Below are 6,983 nucleotides of genomic sequence, written 5' to 3'. Positions count from 1 at the left end.
GCGTAAAAGTGGGAGAGTAGGTCGCTGCCAATTTTATTGAGGCCCGTGTTCTGATGAGCATGGGCCTTTTTTATTGATGTTAATTAAGGTAAAAAGTACTTAACAAAGATGTTCCGCTTCAAGTCTTTTTTTAGATTTGTGCTAAAATTAGGTGTATGTTGAAAGCACGCTTTACTATATTCTCCATGGCGATTTTAATCGTTTTTCCTGCTTTGCTTAAGGCCCAACCTCGTGAGGGCATGAAATTGCAGGAAGGACAGGATGAAGTTGTAAAAGAAAAGGAAATAGAATCGAAAGTGAAGTTATGGTACCTAAAAGGAAATGGTGCCTTTCAGGATTCTACACAACTGGACACACTACACGATTATTCTCATATTTATCATCCTGTATTTAAAAACACAATAACAGCAACTTATACAGGTAATTATGGGAATCCAGGAATGACGAACAATTTCTTTCAACGCGGGCAGCAAACCAGTTTCTTCTTTTTGCAATCGCGACAGGATTATATCCTCACTCCTGAAAAGGTAAAGTACCTTAATACAACAACACCCTATACACGTTTCGATTTTAGTCAAAGCGAGAATAAATCAAAAAATAACGAAACCAGATTTGATGTAATACATTCCCAAAATGTCAGTCCGTTTTGGAATTGGACCTTCAGAACCAATCAGGAAAAATCAGACGGACAATATAGTGCCCAGGATGCTAAAAATAATTTTGTTGCTGTAAATACAAATTATAACCGCGATCAATGGAACGTATACGCAGGTCTGATATCAAATTCTATTAAGAACAGTGAAAATGGGGGCTTAACAAGCGATTCCATAATTTTTAACGGTCAAAAACCGGAGTACTGGCCGGTTAATCTCAGCGAAAGTAAAAGTAAATTTAACAGCATAAATTACTATACTACTGCCGAATATCGAATTGGGAAATACGATTTTAATGAAGTAGACAGTGTTGATGTGTTCAGGCCAATAATTGGAATAATGTATAGTGCTGAACACGATAGGTATACGCAGGAATTTTTAGATGAAGAAGATACCACAAATACCTTTTTTGAAAATACATATTATGGGCCCGACTATACGAAGGATGTCATAAAATTCAACAGGCTTAGCAATATTTTTCAGTTAAAACAATACGAAAATCCAAACAGAAAATATAGTTTCGGAAAAAGAGCATTTCTGGGCCATGAAATTTATCGGGGATCAACACCAGGATTTGAGGTGAATGATTCTACCCACCAGCGCGTTGATATTAAACATTCAAATTTGTATCTGGGTGGTGGAATATTCCGAGAGCAAGGGCGTTTTTGGTTGTGGAACTTTGATGGGAAAATTTACATGGCCGGAAGAAATGCGGGGCAGGTAGAATTAAACGGTATAATCGCCAAACCATTTACATTCTGGGGCGATTCAACAGCTTCGGTTGTATTTACCGGATCATTGGAGAATATTGTGCCCGATTATTTTCAGGAAACTTTTAGATCTAACCATTTTAAATGGGATAACGATTTTGATGCAGAACAGCGAATTACTATGGGGGCAAAATTTAACGTTCCGCAACGAAAATTAGAAATTGCAGCCAATTATGCGGCAATCAATAATTTTCTTTATAACAACTACGAAGCTATACCAGACCAAACTAAAACAGAAATACTGGTAATGTCGGTTTATGCAGATAAGGACTTTAATTTCAGGAATTTTCATTTTCGTACCCGCGTTTTATGGCAGAAGTCGTCAGAAAAAGAATACCTGCATTTACCCGAGTGGTCGGCATTTGTAAATACCTATTATCAGTTTACCATTTCAAAAGTAATGTTTACCCAAATAGGTGCCGACATGCGGTACAATACGAAATATTACGCCGATGCTTATGCGCCATCAACGGGGTTATTTTACCTGCAAAATGAAACAGAATACGGAAACTATCCTTACATTGATATATACGCAAATTTACGTTTAAAGCGTACCCGTGTTTTCTTTAAGTGGGTAAATATTGGCACCAACTTTTTAGATGGAACCTATATGACTACACCAAATTACCCCATGCCAAGGGCAACATTTAGGTTAGGTGTTTCGTGGGCATTTTACGATTAAATATTCTGAAGTAAATCGGAAAACTCTGAAAGGATCATTGCTGTAGCTCCCCAAATAATTTCATCTTTATAGTTTACACAAGGCACTTTTAAAGTGCCGGTAAGTGTTTGTAGTTCCACTGTGCTATAAGGCGCTTTAAACTTTTCAATCGGGAATATTAGCACTTTCTCAACCTCGGCAGGGCAGAGTTTAAAATCTGGTTTGTTACTTATCCAACCTACAAATGGAGTTATCTGAAAGCGACTAACTTCAACATAAAAAGGCGACAACGTTCCTAAAATACGAATCTGATCAGCAGGTATGCCAACTTCTTCGTATGTTTCTCGAACTGCTGTTTCTTTGGGAGTCTCATTTTCCTCAATACGACCACCGGGTAATGCAATTTGCCCGGCATGGTGCTTCATTGTTGCCGGCCGTTTTATCAGGCAAACTTTTAAATCATTCTTTTCCGGAAAAAGCAACAGTAAAACACTACTCATTTTTACTTTCCCTTGTTCGTGTGGTGATGCAACCAGTATTCTGTTCGGTGGCAGCATTTTATAATGCGAAGTAGCTCCTGGAAGCACTCCTTTTAGCGCAAGTTCTATTTTATCGGGATGGATAAGCATGAGGCAAAAATAAAAAATACCGGCTTATTTAATTCTAAGTTGAGAGAACTATTGTAATTGTTAAGCATATGTGCCGAAATCTGCCCTTAACCGGGAACGATAATTATTAATTCGGGAGTAAAAAAAACGCTTATAGTAAACATTATCTCAAAATAAACGTTAGTAAAAGAGAATGATTCGTAATTAGATATTTTGCTTTGAAAATAGAAATTAGTGACATAGGGATGCGCCTCAGGGAAAAGGGCCTAAAAATTACACCGCAGCGAATTGCAATACTCGAAGCAATTTATGTTTTAAATAATCATCCTACAGCGGAAAATATAATTGATTTTATACGAAAAAATCATCCAAACATTGCTATTGGTACAGTCTACAAGGTTCTTGATACATTGGTAAAAAAGAAGCTTGTAAAAAAGGTAACTACCGAACGCGATGTTATGCGATACGATGGAGTTATGGAACATCACCATCATCTGTATTGTGTTGAATGCGACTTAATTGAAGATTATGTTGATGAAGAATTAAACGTTTTGCTGAATAAGTATTTTAAAGATAAAAAACTGAAGGGTTTTCAAATTAAAGATTTTGTTCTTCAGATAAACGGAACTTTTGATAAATGTTAATTGAATAAAAATTAGAAAAATGGAAGAAAATCAAGTACAAGAAGTAGTGAGCATGCCTCGCATTGGCGATAAGGCTCCGGAATTTAAAGCAGTAACAACCCAAGGTGAAATCAATTTTCCCGGTGATTACAAAGGCGAATGGGTAATTCTTTTTAGCCATCCTGCCGATTTTACCCCGGTTTGTACATCGGAGTTTATGACTTTTGCAACGATGGAAGATCAATTTGCCGAAGCCAATTGTAAATTGGTAGGTTTGTCGGTTGATGGTTTATACAGCCACATTGCCTGGTTGCGCACCATAAAAGAGAAAATCGAATACCGCGGAATGAAAGATGTGGAGGTAATGTTTCCTTTGATTGAAGATATTACCATGAATGTGGCTAAAAAATATGGAATGATTCAGCCAAACGAAGATACCACCAAAGCAGTTCGCGCCGTATTTTTTATCGATCCGAAAGGAGTAATTCGTACCATTATTTATTATCCGCTTAGTTTAGGACGAAATTTCGACGAATTATACAGGGTGCTAATTGCTTTACAAACTGCCGATGAGTTTAACATTGCAACGCCGGCAGATTGGCGTCCTGGTGATGATGTAATAATTTCGCCAGCCGGATCGTGCGGAACAGCCAAAGACCGTATGGATGGTAAAGATGATAATATTGATGAGTGTAAAGATTGGTTTTTCTGTACCAAAAAGCTCGATAAAGACGAGGTATTAAAAAAAGTATTGAAAAAATAATTTAAGTAGAACCTTTCGCTTAGGCGATTTTCAAAAGGATACAACCCTGTTGTGTCCTTTTTTCTTTTATTTTACGATGTAATTTTTAAAAATGCTTTTCCTAAATTGTTAATAATATCGCCCGCAATTAATGCATATTCTGATTGGGTATTAGCTGCAATGTCTCCGGCCATTCCGTGCAGATAAACGCCGACAATAGCGGCATCAACCGAAGGCATTCCCTGGGCCAGCAATCCTAAAATTATTCCTGTTAATGCATCGCCACTTCCGGCAGTTGCCATTCCCGGATTTCCGGTAGAGTTCCAAAATAGCTCACCTTCAGGAGTTGCAATTGAGGTACAGGCGCCTTTTAAAACTACCGTGCATCGGTATTGAACCGCAAAAGCAATTTGTTGCTTAATTGCTTCGAAAGAACTTCGGGTTTCGCCAACTAATCTGCGAAACTCGCCCGGATGTGGCGTTAAAATGCAGCCATCAGGTAGTTTTTCGAGCCAGTTTTTGTTTCCTGATAAAATATTAAGTGCGTCAGCATCAAGTACAAGTGGTACCGCAGATTGTTCGAGTAAATCACATAAAGCTCGTTGTGAATTTTGCTTTTGTCCAAGACCAGGCCCCACACCAATTGCCGAGAAAGGTTCCAGGTTAGGAAAGGAAGTAAACATCGAATCGTGCTGATCGATACTGGCCATGGCTTCGGGTACGGCTGTTTGAATAATGGAATACCCCATGTGTGGAACGTGCGTGGTTAACAATCCCACCCCGGCGCGCAGACAGGCGTTGGAAGCAAGCACTGCGGCTCCCATTTTGCCATAACTCCCCGCTATTAACAAGGCATGCCCCAGGCTACCTTTATGCTCAAATTTCGATCGCAGGGGTAAGCGCTGTATAACATCGGATGGTTCCAGAAAGAAATAGGGCGAATGAGTTTTTAAAATTCCATCGGGGTGTAAACTAATGGGTAAAACTTCCCACTGGCCTACAAATTGTTCGTTTTCAGCAAATAAAAAGCTAATTTTCGGAAACTGCAGTGTAAGAGTAAAATCAGCTCTAATAATATGATCTTCGATATTATCCTCGTTCGCTTCACCCATCAGCCCACTCGGAATATCAACCGAAACAACAACATTTAACTGTTGGTTTATTTTTTTTACCAGGTCTCCAGCCAATCCTTCCAACGCCCTCGACAATCCTGATCCAAAAAACCCGTCAACCAAAATATCGTTTTCAGTAAGCTGCGGAAAATCATTTATAGACTTTAAGGTTGTGAGCTTAACTTTGTTTTGTTCTTTTAACCTGTTCCGGTTTATTTGCGGAGCACCCTTTAAGTCTTTACCAAAATCGAGCAAATAAACTTCGCACTGGTAATTAAAATCAGCCAATTGACGAGCCATGGCCAAAGCATCTCCACCATTGTTACCTGGGCCGGCAAAAAACAGCAGCCTGTGTTCGGTTGAGAAATTTTGAATCATCCAGTTTGTCATTTGCATTGATGCGCGCTCCATTAAGTCGATGTCAGTAATGGGTTCGTTGTCAATGGTATATTTATCGAGGTCGGCTATTTGCTTTGTGGTAAATAATTTCATAAGGCAACAGTTTTATGGCTGTAAAAACGAGTTCGTACATTTATTTGATATAGTATATTCATCCTAAATTTTAAAAAACATGCGGTTTTTATTGGCCGAATCAGCATTCCGGGTATAATACTTCATTTGTAAATTAATCCCACTCCCAGCCAATACTTGTTTTAAATACATAATCATTCTGCGACACGTCGACCAGTGGATCGCTATCGAAATTGTGAACATAACTGAGTTTTACATAAAAATCAAGTGGCAAGTCATACTTTAAAGAGGTATCTAAATCAATACGCCACCTGCCCCATTCGGAAAAACTGGGATAAGTGGTGAGTTTTAACTGAAATGATAAGTCGCCGGTATCGTAGGCATTAAATTCCGTTATTCCGAGTCCTTCAATACTGCCCTGGTTTGTTGCTGTTTCTCCGCCATATTTTTCCTGAGAGAATGCCAAACCTGCGCCTGCCTGCAAAAAAAGTTTGTTATTTCTGATAATATAATAACCAAACCCTACCCGCACTGTTGAGCGCAGGTCGAGCATTTGTTCGCTGTTACTTAAAAATTCAGTTCCACCCAGAATCATTGCATTGCCCAACACATCGCGTGTAAAACCCAATCCGCCTTCCGAGCGGTTAACCGGGTCAACATTATCCTGTGTGGTTCCAACATTGCTAAAATTTGCATGCAAATACCATTTTATTCCGCGGTAACTTATTTTTCCTGATGCCGATGACTGGCGCACATTATTTGCTTTGGTTAACGACAAACCGGCATCAATGGAAATAATTACACGGTCGATAAATTTTTGTTCGAACGAAGTAATTTCCACTATATCATTTAATGTTAAAGTCAGGTTTTCATCAATGGTTTGCAACTGAATTTTGCTGCCTTCATCAGGAATGAATTTTATTCCGCCTCTGTATTTTTCGCCGTTGGTAGTGTATATCAGTAATGTTCGGGAGCAGCTTAGCCCTGCAATTTCGTTCCATTCAATTTCAAATTTTTTATCAGCATAATCAGTATCGAAAATTAAAACTCCCCGTTGCATCGATTTTATTTCGCCAACCAGAACATCTCCATTTGAGGTATATACTTTATCATCTTGCGAGAACAGTTTTAAAAAGGCACCTATCAGGAACAGTAGAAGTATTGTTTTTTTGATATACACGCTGTTTAGATTTTTGTAGGTAAAATTTAGGATATTTCATTAAGCTTTACAATAAAATAAAGATTTTTCTATCCAAGATTAGTTTTACCTGTTTTATAATTGGCTGAACCTGACCTTTATCAAGTTGTGCAAGATGAAAAGATTTCTATATTTGTCAACGCAC

6 protein-coding genes are annotated in these 6,983 nt (G+C 38.4%); 3 read left to right on the top strand and 3 right to left on the bottom strand.

Annotated elements, in window-relative coordinates; translation table 11 throughout:
- The first annotated feature begins 155 nt into the window (after positions 1-155).
- Positions 156-2,105 (top strand): putative porin, encoded by a 1,950-nt coding sequence (locus QZ574_RS17110; protein ID WP_297091777.1) that lies wholly within the window; start codon positions 156-158, stop codon positions 2,103-2,105.
- Here the strand turns inward: QZ574_RS17110 and QZ574_RS17105 are convergent.
- The gene (locus QZ574_RS17105) at positions 2,102-2,713 is read right to left on the bottom strand and encodes a CoA pyrophosphatase (protein WP_297091776.1); all 612 of its coding nucleotides are present in this window, start codon (positions 2,711-2,713) and stop codon (positions 2,102-2,104) included. The genes QZ574_RS17110 and QZ574_RS17105 overlap by 4 nt on opposite strands.
- A 197-nt stretch (positions 2,714-2,910) precedes the next feature.
- Between QZ574_RS17105 and QZ574_RS17100 the strand changes: the two genes are divergently transcribed.
- Positions 2,911-3,336 (top strand): transcriptional repressor, encoded by a 426-nt coding sequence (locus tag QZ574_RS17100; protein WP_297091773.1) that lies wholly within the window; start codon positions 2,911-2,913, stop codon positions 3,334-3,336.
- A 19-nt stretch (positions 3,337-3,355) separates the two neighbouring features.
- A complete protein-coding gene (locus QZ574_RS17095; RefSeq protein ID WP_297091772.1) occupies positions 3,356-4,078 on the top strand; it encodes a peroxiredoxin in 723 nt (240 codons plus the stop codon).
- Positions 4,079-4,149: 71 nt separating this feature from the next.
- Here QZ574_RS17095 and QZ574_RS17090 read toward each other — a convergent pair whose 3' ends face one another.
- Together QZ574_RS17090 and QZ574_RS17085 are read right to left on the bottom strand one after the other, a co-directional pair.
- Entirely contained in the window at positions 4,150-5,661 is a 1,512-nt protein-coding gene (locus QZ574_RS17090; RefSeq protein WP_297091770.1) for an NAD(P)H-hydrate dehydratase, read from the bottom strand.
- 133 nt (positions 5,662-5,794) lie between these two features.
- Positions 5,795-6,820, bottom strand: coding sequence for a DUF481 domain-containing protein (locus QZ574_RS17085; protein WP_297091768.1), 1,026 nt, complete (start codon positions 6,818-6,820; stop codon positions 5,795-5,797).
- Positions 6,821-6,983: the final 163 nt, after the last annotated feature.

Source organism: uncultured Draconibacterium sp. (assembly GCF_913063105.1).
Taxonomy (GTDB): domain Bacteria; phylum Bacteroidota; class Bacteroidia; order Bacteroidales; family Prolixibacteraceae; genus Draconibacterium.
This window is presented reverse-complemented; position numbering and strand designations above follow the sequence as displayed.